Source organism: Stenotrophomonas maltophilia group sp. LNF247 (assembly GCF_054083135.1).
On sequence record NZ_JBSRQL010000007.1, the window covers coordinates 1 to 19,057 of the forward strand.

Genomic DNA, 19,057 nt, shown 5'->3' on the forward strand with positions numbered 1-19,057 from the left:
ACCACCGGAACGCGCTCAGCCCTGCAGGGCGCGGGCGTGGTGGGCGATGTGCTCGCCGATGAAGCTGGCGATGAAGTAGTAGCTGTGGTCGTAGCCCGGCTGCAGACGCAGGGTCAGCGGATGGCCGGCGGCCGCGCAGGCCTGCTGCAGGCGCTGCGGCTGCAGCTGGGTCTGCAGGAACTCGTCCGCCTCGCCCTGGTCGACCAGCAGCGGCAGGCGCTCGTCAGCCATAGCGATCAGCTCGCAGGCATCCCATTGCGCCCAGTCGGCCGGGTTGTCGCCCAGATAGGCATGGAAGGCCTTCTGCCCCCACGGCACGTGGCTGGGCGCGACGATCGGCGAAAACGCCGACACGCTGCGATAGCGCCCGGGGTTGCGCAGCGCGATCAGCAGCGCGCCATGGCCGCCCATCGAATGGCCACTGATCGCGCGCGCATCGGTGACCGCGAAGTTCGCCTCGATCAGCGCCGGCAGCTCCTGCGCCACGTAATCATGCATGCGGTAGTGCTCCGCCCAGGGCGCACGGGTGGCGTTGAGGTAGAACCCCGCTCCCTTGCCGAGGTCGTAGCCTTCGGCATCGGCCACATCATCGCCGCGCGGGCTGGTATCCGGCGCAACGATGATTACTCCGTGCTCGGCTGCATAGCGCTGCGCACCGGCCTTGGTGATGAAATTCTGCTCGGTGCAGGTCAGGCCGCTCAGCCAGTACAGCACCGGCAGCTTCTGTGTTTCCACTTGCGGTGGCAGGTACACGGCGAACTGCATGTCGCAGCCCAGCGTGGTCGAATGATGGCGGTACACGTCCTGCCAGCCGCCGAAACAGGCGCGGTGTTCAATGCGTTCCATGGTGCTCTCCTGCGCGGCGCGTCAGCGCACGCGTGCTTCTGGTAGATGCCGACCTTGGTCGGCTTATCCACGCCCGGCGTGGATGCCTTGGTTGATCAGTTCATCCAGCTGTGCCAGCAGGCGCAGCAACGATTCGACGCCAGGCTGGCCGTCCAGGTTGCGATACGCCGCCACCGCCACGTCGCTGCGCGGTGGCCACTGACCGTCGGCGCGGGCCTCGTAGAGGCGCGGCAGGAATACCTGCGCAAGCCACTGCTCGAACGGCATGCCATCGTCGCTGCCGAAGGCCGAAGTCACCGCACGCGGTGGCCCCACCTCGCCGTCGACCCAGCCCAGCGCGCGCAACGCCTGCTCGATCGGCGCCACCAAGGCCGCGCGCGGGTCTTCCGCACGCGGCCGGCGCAGGGCATCGAACCAGCCCATGACGCGGCTCAGTAATGGACCACCGAACGGATCGACTTGCCTTCATGCATGAGGTCGAAGGCGTCGTTGATCCTGTCCAGGTCCATGGTGTGGGTGACGAACGGCGCCAGTTCGATATCGCCCTTCATCGCGTCCTCGACCATGCCCGGCAGCTGGCTGCGGCCCTTCACGCCACCGAAGGCGGTACCCATCCACTTGCGCCCGGTCACCAGCTGGAACGGGCGGGTGGAGATCTCCTGCCCGGCACCGGCCACGCCGATCACCACGCTCTGGCCCCAGCCACGATGCGCGCATTCCAGCGCCGCGCGCATCACGTTGACGTTGCCGATGCACTCGAAGCTGTGGTCCACACCCCAGGTGGTCATTTCCACGATGACCTGCTGGATCGGCTTGTCGAAGTCCTTCGGGTTGATGCAGTCGGTGGCGCCGAACTCGCGCGCCAGTTCGAACTTGGACGGATTGGTGTCCACCGCGATGATGCGGCCGGCCTTGGCCTGGCGCGCACCCTGGATCACCGCCAGGCCGATGCCACCCAGGCCGAACACCGCCACGCTGTCGCCTTCCTGCACCTTGGCGGTGTTGTGCACCGCGCCGATGCCAGTGGTGACGCCACAGCCGAGCAGGCAGACGTGTTCCGGGTTGGCGTCCGGGTTGATCTTCGCCAGCGAGACTTCGGCCACAACGGTGTACTCGCTGAAGGTCGAGCAGCCCATGTAGTGGTACAGCGGCTCGCCGTTGTAGCTGAAGCGGCTGGTGCCGTCGGGCATCACGCCCTTGCCCTGGGTGGCGCGCACGGCCACGCACAGGTTGGTCTTGCCGCTCTTGCAGAACAGGCATTCGCCACACTCGGCGGTATACAGCGGAATCACGTGGTCGCCCGGCTTGACGCTGGTCACGCCCTCGCCCACTTCCACCACGATGCCGGCGCCTTCATGGCCCAGCACCACCGGGAACAGGCCTTCCGGGTCATCACCGGACAGGGTGAACGCATCGGTGTGGCAGACACCGGTGTGGGTAATCTTCACCAGCACTTCGCCCTTCTTCGGCGGGGCGACGTCGATCTCGACGATCTGCAGCGGCTGGCCGGGACCAAAGGCGACGGCGGCACGGGATTTCATGGGTGGACTCTCCAGAGACAGGCAATGACAGGATGGGCGGCGCCATGTTGCGCCGTCGTTTACTTCAGGTACGAGCGGATCAACGCGCTCATGTCGCGCACGCGTTCGGCGCGTTGTTCGTCGGAGGCGGCGGGCTGGCCGAATTCCTCGCGCAGATGGGCCTCCATCACCTCGGACATCAGGCCGTTGACCGCGCCACGGATGGCGGCGATCTGCTGCAGCACCGGCCCGCAGTCGGCGCCGGCTTCCAGCGCGCGGTCAAGCGCATCGCACTGGCCGCGGATGCGGCGCACGCGGGCCAGGACCTTCTTCTTCTCTTCGGGGGAGTGCGGCATGGCGGGCCAGTTCGGAACTATACTGGGGGATAGTATACATGCGTATTGGCAAAGTGACGGAAATGGCATCTCCCGCCTCCGCAATAGTGCCGTTGAATCCTTTCATATCAATCAATTACAGAAATTGCGCTTCTACCGTTAATGCATCGGGGCATGCTGTAGGATCGGCAGAATCAGGAACCAGACAATGGGTGTTGGCATCCAACTCGGGCGCATCACCGATGAGATCGGCAGTGGCGCGTTTCTCTATGCCTTCTTCTCGACCATATCCGGCAACCTGGAGCCGAATGGCTGGGGAAGTCGATTCCCAATCCTCTTGAATCAGCTATACGCCGGCAGACTGCAGCAATCAGATGCTGCCGCCGCGCTGGCCGAACTACATAGGGTCCGCCGAGAGCTGGCCGAGCTTGCGCCAGCCCGTGTCATATGGTCGTTCGAGGATAGAACCCAGCGTCCACCGTGGGGAGACGATATCGCTGGCGACATCGACAGCCTGGCGACCTACTTCGTCACCTCACATGGGCACGATCTGATCGCGCTTCTGGCCGAGGTGTTTGAAGCACTTCAGGAAGGCGAAGACACGTCCGCCCGGATCATCAACTACTGATGCCCTACGCTCAATCAAACACGCCCTGAGCCGCCAACCGCGCCAGCTCATCCACCACGTAGCGCACCTTGGGCCGCAGGTGGCGGGTCGGTGGCCACAGCGCATGGATGTCGATATGCCGCTGCATGTGCGCATCCAGCACCGATTGCAGCGCCCCGGATTCCAGATGACGGCGTACCAGTGAAACGGGCATCTGGCAGATGCCCAGCCCAGCGATGGCCGCATCGATCACCGCGTCACCATCGTTGAGCTGGTGGGTCGCATTCGGGATGAACGTTCCCTCGGCATCGTCCCTGCCGATCCGCCACGCCACCGGCTGGCCGTGGCGGAAACCAACGACGCTGCGGTGCTGCGCCAGATCCTCCACGGAGGCCGGCACGCCATGCGCCTGCAGGTACTCCGGCGATGCGCAGGTGACCAGTCGTTGGCGACCCAGCCGGCGCGCGACCAGATGCTCGGCCTGGTGCAATCCGCCGAAGCGGATCAGCAGGTCGATGCCCTCTTCGACCGGATCGACGAAGTGATCGGTGAAGGTCATCGTCAGTTGCAGGTCCGGGTATTGCCGGCACAGGCGCAGCAGCACCGGCAGCACCACCAGGCGCCCGAACGAGGATGGCATGTCGATGCGCAGCCGTCCGCTGGGCAGGCCGGCCGACCCCAGGCAGGCCTCGGCGGCGGAGATTTCTTCCAGCGCCGCCGCACACGATGCGTAGTACGCTTCGCCGTCGGTGGTCAGCGCGATGCGCCGCGTGGTGCGGTGGAACAGGCGCACGCCCAGCCGCGCTTCCAGCCGGGCGATGGCCTTGCCCACCGCCGAGCGTGAGATGCCCAGCGCGTCGGCAGCCTCGGTGAAGCTGCCTGAGCGGGCCGTGGTAACGAACGTGACCAGGCCATTCAATGATTCCAGCGGCAGCATCTATCGCGCTCCATTGGGGACAAATAGTCCCGCACCTGGGGAGATCGAAGCGCTTTATGCGCCTGCATGTCAACTCCATTCTGTGTGCATCGCGCCGCTGGCGCCTCCTCCCCGCACCAAGATGACCGACATGACCGCCGCCCTGTTCCGCCCCTTCGATCTGGCAGGCATCGCCCTGCGCAACCGCATCGTGATGGCCCCGATGACCCGCGCCCGCAACCCCGGCGCGGTGGCCAATGAACTCACCGCGCAGTACTACCGGCAGCGCGCCAGCGCCGGCCTGATCATCAGTGAAGGCACCCCGGTCTCGCCGCAGGGCCAGGGTTACATCGACGTGCCGGGTATCTGGTCGGCCGAGCAGGTTGCCGGGTGGAAGCTCGTCACCGAGGCGGTGCATGCCGCACAGGGCACGATCTTCGCCCAGCTCTGGCACGTCGGCCGCATGTCGCATTCCTCGCTGCAGCCCGACGGTGGTCAACCGGTAAGCGCCGGTACCCGGCCGGTCGCCAGCGCACCGAAGAACACCTCGTTCGTCTATCTGGACGACGGCAGCCGCGGCCACGCCGATCCCACCCCGGCACGTGCGCTGGCCACCGAAGAGATCCCCGGCATCGTCGGCGACTTCGCGCGCGGCGCCGACAACGCCATCGCCGCCGGTTTCGATGGCATCGAACTGCATGCCGCCAACGGATACCTGTTCGAACAGTTCCTCAACCCGCTCATCAACCAGCGCGAGGACCGCTATGGCGGCTTGCTGCCCAATCGTGCGCGCTTGATCCTGGAGACCGTCGATGCGATGACCCAGCGCATCGGTGCGCAGCGGATCGGCGTGCGCCTGGCGCCGAACAACCTCACCTTCGACATGCCGCTCTACCCCGACAACGAGGCAACCTACCTGTACCTGGCCGAGGAGCTGGGCACGCGCGGCCTGGCCTATGTGCATCTCAACGACAACCTGCAGGCGAGCCAGTCGGTGCTGGGCGAGGTGTTCCTGCGGCAGTTCAAGCAGGCCTACGGCGGCACCGTCATCCTGGCAGGTGGCATGACCCGCGAACGCGCCCTGCAGCTGGTCGAAGCGGGCATCATCGACCTGGCCGCGTTCGGCCAGCCGTTCATCGCCAACCCGGATCTGGTCGAGCGCCTGCAGCGCAACGTCGCGCTGGCCACGCCGGACCGCAGCACCTATTACGGAGGCGGCGAGGCAGGCTACCTCGATTACCCGGCCGCAGGCTGATCACGCACGGGGTCGGATCCCCGCCGCCGGCGGGGCTCCGACCCATGTCCTCAGGCATCCTCGCGCACGTACGCGAACGACTCGTCCAACCGCTCGCAGCCGATCACTTCAACGACGATGGCCTGTGCGTCGTCTTCGCTGATGTTTCCTTCTTCAATATCGTCAACGCGGGCAAACAGCTGCTGCAACGCCGCGTACTGGTCGTCGCGAAGGAAGGATTGGTGGGACTGCAACCAGCGCTGCAGATTGCCGGCCAGCTCGCCGTGCGACAGCAGCGTATATGGCGCCTGGTAGTCGGCAACGGCTTCGACCATCTTGCGGAACAGGAAATCCTGGTAGTTGGCGGCCAGCACATCGGCACGATCATCGTCATGCCACACCAGCACGACGGGGGGCTCGGCAAAGCCGGGCGCGTTGCTCCAGAAGCAGTAGCTGTCGCCGCCGCCGGTCCGCGCAAACGGCAGGAGCTGCAGGTCGGGACGCAGGGGATTGTAATGATCCTCGGCGGTCAGCTCCTGCCACGCCTCCAGCAGCTCGTCGTGTTCCAACGGCTCGTAGTCCTGGGCGTACAGCAGCACCGGCGGATCCGCCTGCAGCGTCGGGAATACCACCTCGGACCATTCCGGATGGGGAGCACCCCAACTCAACCGACCCGCTGCATGCAACTGCTTGAACAGGGGCGGGAAGGACTGGCCGGTGGCCTGTTCGATGCCGGATAGCGCGCTCATGGATGTCCTTGTCGATAGAGACCGCCCAGCTTGCCCGAATCCGCGCAGGAGATGAACCGGCCACAGCACGCGGCAGGACTAGACTGCGACCACCGGATGCCACCCATCGCTGCCATGAACGCCACTGCCCACAGCTTCATCGTCAACCTCGACGTCCCCGACCTGGCCGCCGCCGAAGACTTCTACATCCGGGCCTTCGGCCTACGCATCGGCCGCCGTCTCGGCCCGGGTGCCGTGGAGCTGCTCGGTGGGCCAACGCCGCTCTACCTGCTGCACAACGACGCCGGCAGCGCCGCCACCGAAGACGGCGACGTGCGCGACTACGAGCGCCATTGGACGCCGCTGCACCTGGATTGGGTAGTGGATGACATCGACGCCGCGCTGGCACGTGCAGTCGCAGCCGGAGCGACGCTCGAGCAGTCCTTGCGCGAGCGTCGCTGGGGACGCATCGCCGTGCTGGCCGATCCGTTCGGCCACGGCTTCTGCCTGATCCAGTTCAGTGCTGAAGGCTACGACGCGCTGGTCGAATGACCGTTGCACCACTCACCACGGCAATGGCACTGCCTCGCCATTGGCACGCTCGCCGTAGTACAGCGACGGCAGCAAGCGCGAGAGGAAACTGAACTCCGTATAGCAGTGCTTGAGCAGGCCCAGGCCGACCGCATCGCCGGCCTCGCGGTGCGGATCGGCGCTGTCCAGGCCGAGCACGAAGCGGCTGCGCAGCACACAGCCAAACGGCGTATCACGCGCCACGTGCAGCATCTGCCCGTCGCAGGGATCACCGTTTGCATCCAGGCGGACGTGGTCGCCGAAGCCGATGCGCGCGGCAATCACCGCCGATACATCGCCTGCATCCTGTGCCGCCTGCAGGCGCTGGGGCACCAGCAGCGTGCGCGGGTCATGGAACTTCAGGCGTGCCGCCACCGGCGGAATGTCGGCCAGCGATTCCACCGCATGGATGCTGGCACCGTGGTAGCTGCGCCCGCGCTGCCACGCCGCGTCCCAGCCGCGATGCTCGACATGATCGACCGGATGCCACCAGCGGATGTGCTGGGTGGTCTCGAAGAAGGTGAACCACCAGTCCAGCATGCGGCCCTTGCAGCCGTGCAGATCGCTACGCACCGCCACCAGCAGGGTGCCGTCTTCGCGGCGCTGGATGCCGGTCTCCAGGTGCATCGGCGCCGGGTCGAGCAGATCGTGGTGGTCCAGCCAGGCGCGTGCGTTCACAGCGGTATCCATCGGGGTCTCCTGCGGTGTTGGGAGACCCGACAATACGGAAACGTTATTCGTTTCTCAATTAGCCGGATGCGGTAAGATGGGCACAATGAACAGCACGACCCTGTCCGAGTCCACAACGCCGACCCGCCGCCGCGGCCGCCCTGCGCGCCCGGAGGCGGAAGTCCGCCACGCGGTACTGCAGGCCACCCTGGAGCTGCTGCTGGCACAGGGTTACGAGGCCACCACCATCGAAGCGGTGGCGGCGCAAGCCGGGGTGGCGAAGAAGACGGTGTATCGCCACGCCAGCAATCGCGAGGAACTGGTTGGGCTTGCGGTGCGCGAATGGACCGACGGCTTCGCGCCGCAGCTGCAGCGCGATGCGCACGGTGCCGACGAGGTGCTGCCGTTGCTGCAGGACATCCTGCAGGCGGTGTGCACGCAGGCACTGTCGGCGCAGGCGGTGCAGGTGTTCCGGCTGCTGGCTACCGATTTCCCCGGCAAGGATGCGCTGCTGCAGGCCTATCTGGACAATGGCATCGAACGCGGCCGAGCGCTGCTGGCTGACTGGCTGGAACGGCAGCAGCAGCGTGGGCTGCTGCGTGAGGGGGATTCCGCACGCATGGCGCGACTGATCCTGGCAATGGCCGTGGCCGAGCCGCTGCGCGAACGCGTGATCGGCGTGGTGGCCGAGGATGCGCCGGTGGAGGTGCACCTGCGTGAGTGCATGGCGTTGTTGGCGCCGGTGTTGCGGGTGCCGTAGGGTTGCCCCATCCGCGCATGGACGACAGTGGGTGGTGGGTGCCGTCCGTTGGTCGGCACCACATCATCCATCGCAGCTCATTCGCGCAGCATATCCACGAACGCGCGCAGGGCACCGGGCATCTGCCGCTGCTTCGGGTAGTACAGCGCGAAGCCGGCGAACGGTTCGCTCCAGTCTTCCAGCACTGCCACCATCTGGCCGGATTCGATATACGGCCGCGCCGTGTCTTCCAGCACGTAGGCCAGGCCGATGCCATCAAGCACTGCACCCACGACGGTGCCCTGCTCACTCAACGTGAGCCGGCCCGGCACATCGATCTCCAGCGCTTGCCCGCTACGCTCGAACTGCCACTTGTAGAGATGCCCGCTGGCGAAGCGGAAGCGGATGCATTCGTGTGCCGCCAGGTCCCGCGGATGCTGTGGTGCCGGGTGTCGCCGCAGGTAGTCCGGCGAGCCGACAATCAGCCCGCGCAACGGTGGCCCCATCGGCACCGCCACCATGTCCTCGGGCACGAACTCGTGCAGGCGCACGCCGGCGTCGTAGCCCTCGGCGACGATGTCGACCAGGCCATCGTTCTCGGTCAGCTCCACCCGCACGTCGGGGTGAGCGTGCAGGAAGCGCGCCAGTCGCGGCCCCAACTGGGTCGGTACCGCCGCGCGGGTGGCGTTGATGCGCAGCAGGCCGGCCGGGGCGGCACGGAACTGGTTCATCTCTTCCAGCGCGTCATGCACCTGGCCCAGCGCCGGCTGCAGGCGCTCCAGCAGGCGCTGCCCGGCCTCAGTCAGGGCCACGCTGCGGGTGGTGCGATGGAACAGGCCCACCCCCAACCGTTCTTCCAGCGCGCGGATCGCATAGCTCACTGCCGAGGTCGACAGCGCCAGCTCGGCACCGGCGCGGCGGAAGCTGCGGTGGCGGGCGACCGCGGCAAACGCGGCCAGGTGGGTGAGGTTGTCAGTGGCCATGATTGTGCAGTTCCACTTGATGAATCATGCCGATATCCGCGATTCCTGCCGCTGGGAACGGGGCGTATTGTAAAACGCCTTTCGATAAACCCTGCCAAGGATTCCCCATGTCCCTCGCCCGTGGTTACGCCGCCCATTCCCATACCGCCCCGCTGGTCCCCTATGAGTTCGAACGCCGTGCGGTCGGTCCCAACGACGTGCGCATCGAGATCCTCTACAGCGGCATCTGCCACTCCGACCTGCATCAGGCCCGCGATGATTGGGGTGGCTCGATCTACCCGATGGTGCCGGGTCACGAGATCATCGGCCGCGTCACCGAGGTCGGCAGCAACGTCACCCGCTTCAAGGTCGGCGACCACGCCGGCGTGGGTTGCATGGTCGACTCCTGCCGCCACTGCGACGCCTGCCAGCACGACCTGGAGCAGTACTGCGCCGAGGGCGCGACCTGGACCTACAACGGCCGTGAACGCGAAAGCGGCGCACCGACCTACGGCGGCTATTCCGACCACGTGGTGGTCGAGCAACGCTTCGTGGTGAAGGTGTCCGACACCCTCGACCTGAAGGCGGCCGCACCGCTGCTGTGCGCCGGCATCACCACGTGGTCGCCGCTGCGCCATTGGAAGGTCGGCCCGGGCCAGAAGGTCGGCGTGATCGGCCTCGGCGGCCTCGGCCACATGGGCGTGAAGTTCGCCAAGGCGCTCGGTGCGCACGTGGTGATGATCACCACCACCCCGGAAAAGGGCACCGATGCCAAGCGCCTGGGCGCCGATGAGGTGCTGGTCTCGCGCGATGCGGCGCAGATGAAGGCGCACGCCGGCAGCTTCGACTTCCTGCTCAATACCATCCCGGTCAGCCATGACACCAATCCGTACATGGGCCTGCTCAAGCGCGAAGCCACCATGTGCCTGGTCGGCGTGCTGACCGAACTGGACCCGCCGTTGACCGGTGGCAGCGTGATCTTCGGCCGCAAGCACCTGACCGGCTCGGCGATAGGCGGCATGGCCGAAACCCAGGAAATGATGGACTTCTGTGCCGAGCACGGCATCGTCAGCGATGTGGAGATGATCGACATCAGGAACGTCAACGAAGCCTGGGAACGCATGGCGAAGAACGATGTGCGCTACCGCTTCGTGATCGACATGGCGACGATGAAGAACGCGGCCTGATCCAGGGCAGATGCGAAAAAGAAAAACCCCGGCAATGCCGGGGTTTTTCTTTTGGGTAGTGCCGGCCGCTGGCCGGCAACCCCGCATGACGATCAATACGCGAACTCGCGGAACACCGGATCGACGTCGCCATGCCAGCGGCCATGGAACAGCGCCAGCTTGCGCTCGGCCGGGGTCAGGCCGGATTCGACGATCTCCTGCAGCACGTCCAGGAACTTGCTCTCGTCCTGGCCATCGGCATTACGTGCGGCGCGACGCTTGAGGCCTTCCACCGAGATCTTGACCGCCTCGCCGGCGAGGTCACGCACGGTGCCATTGCGGAACGGCAGGTTCATCGCATGCTTCGGCACGCCGTCACGCAGCGCATGGCGCTCGGCCAGGGTGAAGTCACGCACCAGGTCCCAGGCGGCATCCAGTGCGGTGTCGTCATACAACAGGCCCACCCAGAATGCCGGCAGCGCACACAGGCGGCTCCACGGGCCACCATCGGCACCACGCATTTCCAGGTACTTCTTCAGGCGCACTTCCGGGAACGCGGTGGTCATGTGGTCCGACCAGTCGCGCAGCGTCGGCAGCGCACCCGGCAGCACCGGCAGCCTGGCCTGCATGAAATCGCGGAAGCTCTGCCCGCTGGCGTCGTGGTAGATGCCATCGCGGTAGGAGAAATACATCGGCACGTCGAGCAGGTAGTCGACATAGCGCTCGTAACCAAAACCATCCTCGAACACGAAGTCGAGCATGCCGGTGCGGTCGGCGTCGGTGTCGGTCCAGATGTGCGAGCGGTAGCTCAGGTAGCCGTTCGGCTTGCCTTCGGTGAACGGCGAATCGGCGAACAGCGCGGTGGCGATCGGCTGCAGCGCCAGCGACACGCGGAACTTCTTCACCATGTCCGCTTCGGTGGCGTAGTCCAGGTTCACCTGCACCGTGCAGGTGCGGGTCATCATGTCCAGGCCCAGCGAACCGACCTTGGGCATGTACGAGCGCATGATCTTGTAGCGCCCCTTGGGCATCCACGGCATTTCATCGCGCTTCCACTTCGGCTGGAAGCCCATGCCGAGGAAACCCAGCTGCAGTTCGCCGGCCACCTGCGCCACTTCATTGAGGTGGGTGCCGGTTTCCACGCAGGTCTGGTGGATGGTTTCCAGCGCCGCACCGGACAGTTCCAGCTGGCCGGCCGGTTCCAGCGTCACCGAGGCGCCATCGCGCAGCAGGGCGATCGTGCTGCCGTTCTCCTGCACGGGCTCCCAGCCGAAGCGGACCAGGCCGTTGAGCAGCGCTTCGATGCCGCGCTCGCCCTCGAAGGTCGGCGGGCGCAGGTCATCCAGGCGGAACCCGAACTTCTCGTGCTCGGTGCCGATGCGCCACTGCGCGCGGGGCTTCTCGCCGGAGGCGATCACCTCCACCAGCTGCGAGCGGTCGGTAATGGGGGTATCGGCGACGTGGCTGGGGCTCGACAAGGGAGAGGCTCGCTGGACGGTGGCGGGGGATGTGGGGCTCGCGGCCTTCCATCGCAAGGGCGCACTATAGCGTGGCACCCCGTCGCGTCATGCGACGGTGACGGGTTTCAGCATCCTACCGACGCCCTCTTGACCCTCGTACACTCAACGTCATGAGCCGCCATTCACGACACCCCGAACTGCACCGCTCCGAGCGCGTCGGCTGGCTGCGTGCCGCCGTGCTGGGCGCCAACGATGGCATCGTCTCGGTGGCCGGCCTGGTGGTCGGCGTGGCCGCCAGCGGCGCCTCCGCTGCGACCATCCTGGCCACCGGCGTGGCCGGCACCGTGGCCGGCGCGATGTCGATGGCCGCCGGCGAGTATGTCTCGGTGCAGACCCAGGCCGACACCGAAGACGCCGACCTGGCAATGGAAAAGCGCGAACTGCACGAAGATCCGCACAGCGAGCTGGAAGAGCTGGCCGCGATCTACCGCCACCGTGGCCTGGAGCCGGCGCTGGCACGGCAGGTGGCCGAACAGCTCACCGCCCACGACGCACTGGGCGCCCACGCGCGCGACGAGCTGGGCATCACCGATACCCTGCGCGCGCGCCCGCTGCAGGCAGCGCTGGCCTCTGCCGGCGCCTTCACCTGCGGTGCGGCACTGCCGGTGCTGACCGCGTTGCTCGCGCCGGTCGACAAGGTCGCGATGATGACCACGGCCAGTACCCTGCTCGGCCTGTGCCTGACCGGCGCGGTGGCAGCCCAGGCCGGCGGCGCCCCGCCGGTACGCGGCGCGTTGCGTGTGATGTTCTGGGGTGCACTGGCAATGGCCGCCGCTGCAGGCGTCGGTCGCCTGTTCGGCGCCCAGGTGACATGACCGGCATGCTGCCGCCAGTTACCGCACTGCTGGCCGAGATGGCCAGTCTGGCCGGCTGCGCACGCGCCGAAGGTTATGCGTGCATCACCGCTCGGCGCGAACATGGCGCCAGCTCGGTGGAGATTCCGCAACCCCAGTTCGCGATCCTGCTGGAAGGCCGCAAGCAGGTGCGTACCGCCCACCAGTCGCTGGAGTTCATCCCCGGCGACATCCTGCTGCTGACCCAGCGATGCCGCATCGATGTAGTCAACACCCCCGACCCACGCAGTGGCCGCTACCTCAGCGCCATCGTGCCGCTGTGTGCCGAAGTGCTGGCGGCCGCACGCACGCTGTGGAGCGGGGAGCTTCCCGCCGCTGGTCATGCGATGGCGCGACTGCCGTTGATCGATCATGGCGCGGTGCTGCGCCAGTGGCGGCAATCGCTGCAGGACGGCCGTTACAGCGAAGCGCGGCTGGCCCTGGCCTCGTTGGTACTGACCCTGTGCCGGCAGGGCCACGGCAACCTGCTGCTGCCGCAGGCGCCGAGCCTGGGCGAACAGATCCGCGACCGCATCGCCGCCGAACCGGCCCGCGACTGGCAATCGCGTGATGTGGAAGCGCTGTTCGCGCTGAGCGGCGCGACCCTGCGCCGTCGCCTGGCGGCCGAGGACACCAGCCTGCGCCAGCTGCTCACCGAGGCCCGGCTGGCGCATGGCATGCAGCTGCTCTACACCACGGACCTGCCGTTGAAGACCGTGGCCGCACGCGCGGGCTATCGGTCTGTGGCGAGTTTCAGCAAGCGCTTCGCCGAGCAGTACGGGCTGGCTCCCACAGACATTTGAGGGGGTTCGGCAGGGCTTGCAGCCCTGCACCTGCAGAGGCAACGGCAACAGCGAAAGCAACAGCAACAGCGGCTATCCGTGGGATGGCGGGGTGGGTCCGGTTGCGGGAGTGTCCGCGGCATGGATGCCGCGGCCAAGCCCCCATGGAAGGGTTTACGGCGTCTCCCGCAACCGGACCCACCCCGCCATCCCACGGATAGCCCGCTGTTGCTGTTGCTTCGGCTGTTGCTGTTGCTTCGGCTGTTGCTGTTGCTTCGGCTGTTGCCGTTGCCTCTGCGGGTGCAGGGCGCAGCCCTGCAGACAACACTCCTTCCCTGAGCATTCCACGTAGTGGTTTGAGCGCCGCGCACACGCCAGCCACGGCACGCTAGGCCAACGGAACCGCCCGTCATCCACCGAGACCCCTCATGACCCTGCGTCGCCTGCCACTGCACGCCACCCTGCTGCTGGCCCTGTCCTCGTTGCCACTGGCCGCCCTGGCCGAAGCCACCTCGCCCGCCCCCACCCGGCAGGTGCCCGGCGTCTACCACCAGCGCGTCGGTGCGCTGCAGGTCACCGCCCTGTTCGATGGCGTGGTCGCGCTGGGCCGGCAGGAAGTGGTGGACGTGCCGCCGACGCTGGTCAGCCGCCTGTTGGAAGGCCGCTACGTGCCCGAAGACAAGAAGGGCCTGCAGACCGCGATCAACGCCTTCCTGGTGCGCCAGGGCAACCACCTGACCCTGGTCGATACCGGCACCGCGCAGTGCTTCGGCCCCGGCCTGGGCCAGGTGCTGGGCAACCTGCGCGCCTCCGGCGTGGACCCGGCCGAGGTGGATGAGGTGCTGCTGACCCACGCCCATCCGGACCACCTGTGCGGCGTACTCGACGCGCAGGGCAAGCCGGCCTACCCCAATGCCACGGTGTGGCTGTCCAGGGCCGATGCCGATTACTGGCTCAACCCGGCCAGCGAGGCCACCGCGCCGAAGGGCGTGCGCTTCGCCTTCCCGCTGGCACGCAACGCGGTGGCGCCGTATCAGGCCAGCGGCCACCTGCGCACCTTCAGCCCCGGCGATGCCCTGCCCGGCGGCGCGGTGGCGATGGACACCCATGGCCACACCCCCGGCCATGTCTCCTACCGGTTCGACAGCCAGGGCCAGTCACTGCTGGTATGGGGCGATGTGCTGCACTTCCACGCGGTGCAGTTCGCGCATCCGGAAGCGGCATTTGAGGCCGATTCGGACCGCAAGGCGGCCACCGCCAGCCGTCGCAGTCTGCTGCAGCAGGCCACGGCCAATGGTTGGTGGGTGGCTGGTGCACATCTACCGTTCCCCGGCCTGGGCCATGTGCGCAGCGAAGGCCAGACCTACGCCTGGGTGCCGGCGGAGTATTCGCCGTTGAAATGACCCGTGTAGAGCCGAGCCCATGCTCGGCTACCGCGCTCAGCGTGCCGGGATTCCACAGCCGAGCGTAGGCTCGGCTCTACAGGAAGGCAGGGGATGCCTTACTCCAGCCCCAGCCAGCCGCCGATCACGCCGCGGGCTTCGTCCACGCCGGTACGGTCTTCGCCGGAGAACACCTGCACGCTGACGCTGTCACCGTAAGCCGATTGCAGCTCCTTGCGCACCTTCTGCAGGGACTGCATCTGCTGGCTGCGGCTGAGCTTGTCGGCCTTGGTCAGCAACGCGTGCGCCGGCAGGCCACGCTGCACGGCATAGGACAGCATCTGCCGGTCGTAGTCCTTCAGGGGGTGGCGGATGTCCATCACCACCACCAGGCCCTTCAGGGCTTCGCGGGTGCGGAAATACCGGTCAATGAAGGCCTGCCAATGCGCCTGCAGGTCCAGCGGCACCTTGGCGTAGCCGTAACCGGGCAGGTCGACCAGATGCGCTTCCGGGGTGACCTGGAAGAACACCAGCTGCTGGGTGCGGCCGGGCGTCTTGGAGACGCGGGCCAGCGCGTTCTGGCGGGTCAGCGCGTTGAGCGCACTGGACTTGCCGGCGTTGGAGCGGCCGGCGAAGGCCACTTCGGCGCCTTCGTCAGGCGGCAGCTGCCGCACGTTGTGGGCCGAAAGGTGGTAACGGGCGCGTTCGATGAGCAATGACATGTGCCTAGGATCGCATGTTGCGGCGCCGCGCGCCCGTGCCGGCGGCCGCTGCGGCCATTTTGCTGCACTGCTGCGTTGACCGTGCGCGGAAACGGCGTTGATAATCCGGGCGATGCCGGCGGCCGCCGCCCGGCCCGGTCCATACGGAGCTTCAGCATGCGCCACGCTCGCGTTCTTGCCGTATCCGCCCTTGCCACTGCTGTAGTCGTTGCCGCTGCTGCGTTCGCGCAGACCACGTTGACCCCGCTGCCCGACAACGGGCCGATCAATACCGCCTCGCTGGAGGTGGATTTCAGCAAGACCCACTGGGGCGATGCCAAGGCCGGCCAGGCCAAGGCCTCGGCCTGCGCGGCCTGTCATGGCGTCGACGGCAATTCCACGGTGGAGATGTATCCGTCCATTGCCGGCCAGAGCGAACGCTACGTGGCCCAGCAGATGGCGCTGATCGCCAATGGCCAGCGCAGTTCCGGCGCAGCAGTGGCGATGGTGCCGTTCGTGCAGAACCTCACCCCGCAGGACATGCGTGATATCGGCGCCTACTTCGCCACGCAGAAAGCCGACGCCGGCATCGCCGATGACACGGCGGTCACCGAGGGCCCCTACAAGGGCATGAAGTTCTACGAGATCGGCCAGCAGCTGTACCGCGGCGGCGATGCCAAGCGCGGCCTGCCGGCCTGCATGGCCTGCCATGGCCCCAGCGGTGCCGGCAATCCCGGCCCGGCCTATCCGCATCTCGGTGGCCAGCACGCCAGCTATGTCGCGCGCCGCCTGCAGGAGTACCAGGCCGGCCAGACCAACGAGACCGACAAGGCACACTTCCAGATCATGGCCACGGTCGCGCAGAAGCTGAGCGAGCAGGAGGTGCAGGCGCTGTCGAGCTACCTGCAGGGCCTGCACAACAAGGCCGACGACGTGGCCGCTGCAGCCACGCCGACGCAACCGGCTGCCGCCCCCTGACCACCACTGGTCGGCCCGGGCCGCCACGTCGGCCCACGGCTGCGGTATGTTCCTTCACGCCGGCGACTGCGCCGGCGTTGCTTTTTTCAACGGAGATGCGTGTCGATGAGGTTGATTTCCCGCCTGCTGTTGTCCGTGCTGGTACTGCTGCCGCTGGCAGCCTGCGCCGCCACCCCCGCCAATGCCCCGCTGGTCGAGGGCAAAGACTACGAGCGCATCGCGCAGCCGGGCCCGTTCCAGCCGTTGGCCGGCAAGATCGAGGTGGTCGAGGTCTTCGGCTACACCTGCCCGCATTGCGCCCACTTTGAACCGCAACTGGAAGCCTGGGCGGCCAAGCTGCCGGCCGACGTGCGCTTCACCCCGGTCCCGGCCGCCTTCGGTGGCGCCTGGGATGCATGGGCCCTGGCCTACTACGCCGCCGACGAAGTCGGCGTGGCCAAGCGCAGCCACGCGGCGGTCTTCAAGGCCCTGCACCAGGATGGCTCGCTGCCGATGCAGAACGTTTCGGCCGATGAGCTTGCCACCTTCTACAAGGCCTACGGGGTGACCCCGGACCGTTATCTGCAGGCCCTGCGCGGCGATGCCGTACAGAAGAAGGTCGATGCCGCCCGCGCGTTCGCCCAGCGCACCAGGATCCCGGGTACCCCGGCGCTGATCATCAATGGCCAGTATCTGGTGCGCGGCAACAGCTTCGACGACCAGCTGCGCATCGCCTCGGCCCTGATCGCCCAGGCCCGCGCCGCCCGCGGCCGCTGAACCAACACACACCATCGACACGGCGCTGTCGCCGCCGCATGTCATCATTTCCCCCTGGCTGGCGCCTGGCGCCGGCCCCCACCTTTCCAGATGCTGGAGACGTTTCCATGAAGATCCGTTACGCCCTCGCCCTCGCAGCGCTGCTGCCGATCCTGGCGGCCTGCAAGGCCGACGACGGCAGCACCAACACCACCGCGGCGCCGGCCGAACCGGCTGCAGCTCCGGCGGCCACCGAACCGGCCGCTCCGGCCGCGGGCCGCGAAGGCACCGCTCCGGCGGCCGCCGAAGGCGAAAAGGCCCCGGCCGAAGCCACCCCCGCCGCGGCGCCGGCCCCGACCACCGCCGCGCTGACCGGCCCGGCCCCGGTGGAAGGCGCCGATTACCAGGTGATCCCGAACGGCCAGCCGTTCCAGCCGGCTGCCGGCAAGATCGAAGTGACCGAGATCTTCGGCTACGTCTGCCCGGCCTGCGCCGCATTCCAGCCGCTGGTCGGCCCGTGGAAGGCCGGCCTGCCCAGCGACGTGAACTTCGTCTACGTGCCGGCCATGTTCGGCGGCACCTGGGATGACTACGCCCGTGCCTTCTACGCCGCGCAGACCCTGGGCGTGCAGGAAAAGACCCACGAAGCGCTGTACGCCGCCATCCACTCGCAGAAGACCCTGAAGGGCGAGCGCGGCCGTGACTCGGTGGAAGACATCGCCAAGTTCTACGCCGCCTACGGCGTCGATCCGAAGCAGTTCGCGGCCACCATGGGCAGCTTCGCGGTGAATGCCAAGACCAACTCGGCCAAGCAGTTCGCCCAGCGCAGCCAGATCAGCGGCACCCCGTCGATCATCGTCAACGGCAAGTACCTGGTGAAGGGCAAGAGCTTCCCGGACATGCTGCGCATTGCCGACCACCTGATCGCCCGCGAACGCGGTGCGGCCCAGGCTCACTGATCCAAAGGACGTTGTTCCCGGCCGTGAATTCCCCCCGCACACGGACCCTGCGTTTGCTGACGGCCAACATCCAGGCCGGCTCAAGTACCCGCCGCTACAGCGACTATGTGACCCGCAGTTGGTCACATGCGCTGCCGGCGGGTCGCAAGCGCAGCAGCCTGGACGCGATCGCCACGCTGGCGCGCGACCATGACATCGTCGGCCTGCAGGAGGCCGACCCGGGCAGCCTGCGTTCGGGCTTCACCAACCAGACCCACTACCTGGCCCAACGCGCCGGCTTCAACTACTGGAGTCACCAGCCGAACCGGCGCATGGGCGGGGTCGCATCCAGCGCCAATGGCCTGCTGAGCAAGCTGGAACCGGTTGAAGTGCAGGATCACGCCCTGCCCGGCCGCATCGGCGGGCGCGGCGTGCTGCTGGCCAAGTTCGGCGACGGTACCGACGGCCTGGCGGTGGCGGTGGCGCATCTGTCATTGGGTGCGGGATCGCGGATGTCGCAGCTGGGCTTCATCGCCGAACTGCTGTCCGACCACCCCAACGCGGTGCTGATGGGCGACTTCAACTGCCTGGCAGAACGCCCGGAAATGCAGGTGCTGTACCAGAAGACCCGGCTGCAGCCGCCCGGCTGCATCGTGCCGACCTTCCCCAGCTGGCGCCCCGACCGCGCCATCGACCACATCCTGGTCAGCAGTGGCCTGCAGACTCGTACCGTGGAAGCCGTACCAGCCGCGTTCTCCGATCACCTCGCCCTGGCGATGCAGATCGACGTCCCGGCCGACGCCCTGCGCTGACTCGCCGTTACGGTAGGTGCGGACCGTTGGTCCGCACGCTCTGCGCCGGGCGCCGCCCGGCGCCCCCTAAATCGGGGCATAAAC

22 protein-coding genes are annotated in these 19,057 nt (G+C 67.2%); 12 read left to right on the plus strand and 10 right to left on the minus strand.

Annotated features, from left to right (window positions below; genetic code table 11):
- Positions 1 to 15 precede the first annotated feature (15 nt).
- From fghA to frmR, 4 genes are all read right to left on the minus strand, one after another.
- On the minus strand, positions 16 to 846 hold the full coding sequence (fghA, locus tag ACTXG9_RS08840) for an S-formylglutathione hydrolase (RefSeq protein ID WP_019662084.1): 831 nt from the start codon (positions 844 to 846) through the stop codon (positions 16 to 18).
- A gap of 63 nt (positions 847 to 909) precedes the next feature.
- Complete coding sequence (locus ACTXG9_RS08845; protein ID WP_021203933.1) at positions 910 to 1,269, minus strand: YqcC family protein; 360 nt, start codon at positions 1,267 to 1,269, stop codon at positions 910 to 912.
- An 8-nt stretch (positions 1,270 to 1,277) separates the two neighbouring features.
- A complete protein-coding gene (locus ACTXG9_RS08850; RefSeq protein WP_019662086.1) occupies positions 1,278 to 2,387 on the minus strand; it encodes an S-(hydroxymethyl)glutathione dehydrogenase/class III alcohol dehydrogenase in 1,110 nt (369 codons plus the stop codon).
- Positions 2,388 to 2,446: 59 nt separating this feature from the next.
- The gene (gene frmR, locus ACTXG9_RS08855) at positions 2,447 to 2,722 is read right to left on the minus strand and encodes a formaldehyde-responsive transcriptional repressor FrmR (RefSeq protein ID WP_005411009.1); all 276 of its coding nucleotides are present in this window, start codon (positions 2,720 to 2,722) and stop codon (positions 2,447 to 2,449) included.
- 187 nt (positions 2,723 to 2,909) lie between these two features.
- Here frmR and ACTXG9_RS08860 point away from each other — a divergent pair, with 187 nt between their 5' ends.
- On the plus strand, positions 2,910 to 3,329 hold the full coding sequence (locus tag ACTXG9_RS08860) for an Imm70 family immunity protein (protein ID WP_206621952.1): 420 nt from the start codon (positions 2,910 to 2,912) through the stop codon (positions 3,327 to 3,329).
- A gap of 10 nt (positions 3,330 to 3,339) precedes the next feature.
- Here ACTXG9_RS08860 and ACTXG9_RS08865 read toward each other — a convergent pair whose 3' ends face one another.
- Complete coding sequence (locus ACTXG9_RS08865) at positions 3,340 to 4,245, minus strand: LysR family transcriptional regulator (RefSeq protein WP_206621951.1); 906 nt, start codon at positions 4,243 to 4,245, stop codon at positions 3,340 to 3,342.
- A 130-nt stretch (positions 4,246 to 4,375) separates the two neighbouring features.
- Here ACTXG9_RS08865 and ACTXG9_RS08870 point away from each other — a divergent pair, with 130 nt between their 5' ends.
- Positions 4,376 to 5,479: an alkene reductase gene (locus tag ACTXG9_RS08870; protein WP_456115574.1), complete on the plus strand. Its 1,104-nt coding sequence runs from the start codon at positions 4,376 to 4,378 to the stop codon at positions 5,477 to 5,479.
- A gap of 50 nt (positions 5,480 to 5,529) precedes the next feature.
- Here the strand turns inward: ACTXG9_RS08870 and ACTXG9_RS08875 are convergent, their stop codons facing one another.
- Entirely contained in the window at positions 5,530 to 6,207 is a 678-nt protein-coding gene (locus ACTXG9_RS08875) for an SMI1/KNR4 family protein (RefSeq protein ID WP_134731670.1), read from the minus strand.
- A gap of 114 nt (positions 6,208 to 6,321) precedes the next feature.
- On the opposite strand from ACTXG9_RS08875, the gene ACTXG9_RS08880 reads away from it, so the two are divergent.
- A complete protein-coding gene (locus tag ACTXG9_RS08880) occupies positions 6,322 to 6,738 on the plus strand; it encodes a VOC family protein (protein WP_134731668.1) in 417 nt (138 codons plus the stop codon).
- Between the two features lie 12 nt (positions 6,739 to 6,750).
- Here ACTXG9_RS08880 and ACTXG9_RS08885 read toward each other — a convergent pair whose 3' ends face one another.
- The gene (locus ACTXG9_RS08885; RefSeq protein ID WP_021203939.1) at positions 6,751 to 7,446 is read right to left on the minus strand and encodes a DAPG hydrolase family protein; all 696 of its coding nucleotides are present in this window, start codon (positions 7,444 to 7,446) and stop codon (positions 6,751 to 6,753) included.
- 76 nt (positions 7,447 to 7,522) lie between these two features.
- Between ACTXG9_RS08885 and ACTXG9_RS08890 the strand changes: the two genes are divergently transcribed.
- Positions 7,523 to 8,185: a TetR/AcrR family transcriptional regulator gene (locus ACTXG9_RS08890; protein ID WP_134731664.1), complete on the plus strand. Its 663-nt coding sequence runs from the start codon at positions 7,523 to 7,525 to the stop codon at positions 8,183 to 8,185.
- Between the two features lie 77 nt (positions 8,186 to 8,262).
- On the opposite strand, the gene ACTXG9_RS08895 is transcribed toward ACTXG9_RS08890, so the two are convergent.
- The gene (locus ACTXG9_RS08895) at positions 8,263 to 9,147 is read right to left on the minus strand and encodes a LysR family transcriptional regulator (RefSeq protein ID WP_019336462.1); all 885 of its coding nucleotides are present in this window, start codon (positions 9,145 to 9,147) and stop codon (positions 8,263 to 8,265) included.
- 107 nt (positions 9,148 to 9,254) lie between these two features.
- On the opposite strand from ACTXG9_RS08895, the gene ACTXG9_RS08900 reads away from it, so the two are divergent.
- Positions 9,255 to 10,313, plus strand: a complete 1,059-nt coding sequence (locus ACTXG9_RS08900) for an NAD(P)-dependent alcohol dehydrogenase (RefSeq protein WP_227852070.1) — start codon at positions 9,255 to 9,257, stop codon at positions 10,311 to 10,313.
- Positions 10,314 to 10,405: 92 nt separating this feature from the next.
- On the opposite strand, the gene ACTXG9_RS08905 is transcribed toward ACTXG9_RS08900, so the two are convergent.
- Positions 10,406 to 11,770: a glutamate--cysteine ligase gene (locus tag ACTXG9_RS08905; RefSeq protein ID WP_019662096.1), complete on the minus strand. Its 1,365-nt coding sequence runs from the start codon at positions 11,768 to 11,770 to the stop codon at positions 10,406 to 10,408.
- A 152-nt stretch (positions 11,771 to 11,922) separates the two neighbouring features.
- Between ACTXG9_RS08905 and ACTXG9_RS08910 the strand changes: the two genes are divergently transcribed.
- The 3 genes from ACTXG9_RS08910 (at position 11,923) to ACTXG9_RS08920 (ending at position 14,830) form a co-directional block, all read left to right on the plus strand.
- Entirely contained in the window at positions 11,923 to 12,627 is a 705-nt protein-coding gene (locus ACTXG9_RS08910) for a VIT1/CCC1 transporter family protein (RefSeq protein WP_021203944.1), read from the plus strand.
- Positions 12,624 to 13,448: a helix-turn-helix transcriptional regulator gene (locus ACTXG9_RS08915; protein WP_134735873.1), complete on the plus strand. Its 825-nt coding sequence runs from the start codon at positions 12,624 to 12,626 to the stop codon at positions 13,446 to 13,448. The genes ACTXG9_RS08910 and ACTXG9_RS08915 overlap by 4 nt, the downstream gene beginning before the upstream one ends.
- A gap of 407 nt (positions 13,449 to 13,855) precedes the next feature.
- The gene (locus ACTXG9_RS08920; RefSeq protein ID WP_206621860.1) at positions 13,856 to 14,830 is read left to right on the plus strand and encodes an MBL fold metallo-hydrolase; all 975 of its coding nucleotides are present in this window, start codon (positions 13,856 to 13,858) and stop codon (positions 14,828 to 14,830) included.
- A 98-nt stretch (positions 14,831 to 14,928) separates the two neighbouring features.
- On the opposite strand, the gene yihA is transcribed toward ACTXG9_RS08920, so the two are convergent.
- Positions 14,929 to 15,531 (minus strand): ribosome biogenesis GTP-binding protein YihA/YsxC, encoded by a 603-nt coding sequence (gene yihA / locus ACTXG9_RS08925; RefSeq protein ID WP_014038472.1) that lies wholly within the window; start codon positions 15,529 to 15,531, stop codon positions 14,929 to 14,931.
- Between the two features lie 156 nt (positions 15,532 to 15,687).
- Here yihA and ACTXG9_RS08930 point away from each other — a divergent pair, with 156 nt between their 5' ends.
- The 4 genes from ACTXG9_RS08930 (at position 15,688) to ACTXG9_RS08945 (ending at position 18,973) form a co-directional block, all read left to right on the plus strand.
- Complete coding sequence (locus ACTXG9_RS08930) at positions 15,688 to 16,488, plus strand: c-type cytochrome (RefSeq protein WP_456115575.1); 801 nt, start codon at positions 15,688 to 15,690, stop codon at positions 16,486 to 16,488.
- A 105-nt stretch (positions 16,489 to 16,593) separates the two neighbouring features.
- The gene (locus ACTXG9_RS08935) at positions 16,594 to 17,244 is read left to right on the plus strand and encodes a thiol:disulfide interchange protein DsbA/DsbL (RefSeq protein ID WP_019660639.1); all 651 of its coding nucleotides are present in this window, start codon (positions 16,594 to 16,596) and stop codon (positions 17,242 to 17,244) included.
- A gap of 107 nt (positions 17,245 to 17,351) precedes the next feature.
- Positions 17,352 to 18,182 carry a thiol:disulfide interchange protein DsbA/DsbL gene (locus ACTXG9_RS08940; protein WP_111102090.1) on the plus strand — a complete coding sequence of 277 codons (831 nt, stop codon included), beginning with the start codon at positions 17,352 to 17,354 and terminating at the stop codon, positions 18,180 to 18,182.
- Positions 18,183 to 18,235: 53 nt separating this feature from the next.
- On the plus strand, positions 18,236 to 18,973 hold the full coding sequence (locus ACTXG9_RS08945; protein ID WP_021202520.1) for an endonuclease/exonuclease/phosphatase family protein: 738 nt from the start codon (positions 18,236 to 18,238) through the stop codon (positions 18,971 to 18,973).
- Positions 18,974 to 19,057: the final 84 nt, after the last annotated feature.